The 721-nt window shown below is 57.1% G+C and carries 2 protein-coding genes; both read right to left on the bottom strand.

Going from position 1 to position 721, the window contains the following annotated elements:
• Positions 1–190 (bottom strand): hypothetical protein (locus tag ACOCD2_RS23875; RefSeq protein WP_293646743.1); only part of this gene is annotated, 190 nt, incomplete at its 3' end.
• 48 nt (positions 191–238) lie between these two features.
• Entirely contained in the window at positions 239–700 is a 462-nt protein-coding gene (locus ACOCD2_RS23880; protein ID WP_293646745.1) for a YaiI/YqxD family protein, read from the bottom strand.
• Positions 701–721 lie beyond the last annotated feature (21 nt).

A 721-nucleotide genomic window follows, 5' to 3' on the forward strand; every position in this document is an offset into this window, starting at 1 on the left:
CTAGGTACATGCTCAGATCGGCATTGTAGGAATCCTGGATTTTGCCATAGGCGATCTTTCCGTTGCTGTGAAAAGTGCGGTAGTCCTTGCTATGGCCTGCATCTTTCGATGCGAGGGCAAGGCTGCTGGACAACAGCAGTGCCGAGGCGGCAATCAGCAGCCCGGGTTTGGTGAAGCGTATTGTTCTCATGGTTCTCCTCCTGTGGTTATCGCAGGAGAGATGCCAGTGATGTCGTATTTATTCCCTCTTGTGCCTGCTCAGCAGCCGATCCAGCTGATTGGCAAAAGCCTGCCGGTCGCCCTGGTTGAGCGGTGGCGGACCGCCGGTGTTCACTCCACTGCTGCGCAGCGTATCCATGAAATCCCGCATGTTCAGACGCTGGCGGATGTTTTCTTTCGTATAGAGGTCCCCCCTGGGACTGAGCGCTGTACAACCTTTGCTGATGACCTCATCCGCCAGGGGGATATCTGCGGTAATCACCAGATCACCCGGTTGTGCCTGCTGCACGATGTAGTTGTCTGCCACGTCGAAGCCTGCTGCAACCTGTACGGTACGAATATGCCGTGAGCCCGGCACCTGCAGGGGCTGGTTGGCCACCAGTACCAGCGGTATCTCCAGCCGCCCGGCTGCACGGTAGAGGATCTCCTTGATGACGACCGGGCAGGCGTCAGCATCGACCCAGAGTGTGTGGATAGGCATGTGCGTCCCTGTTTGAATGAA

This window comes from Thiolapillus sp. (genome assembly GCF_048562965.1).
In the GTDB taxonomy this organism is placed as follows: domain Bacteria; phylum Pseudomonadota; class Gammaproteobacteria; order Chromatiales; family Chromatiaceae; genus Thiolapillus; species Thiolapillus brandeum_A.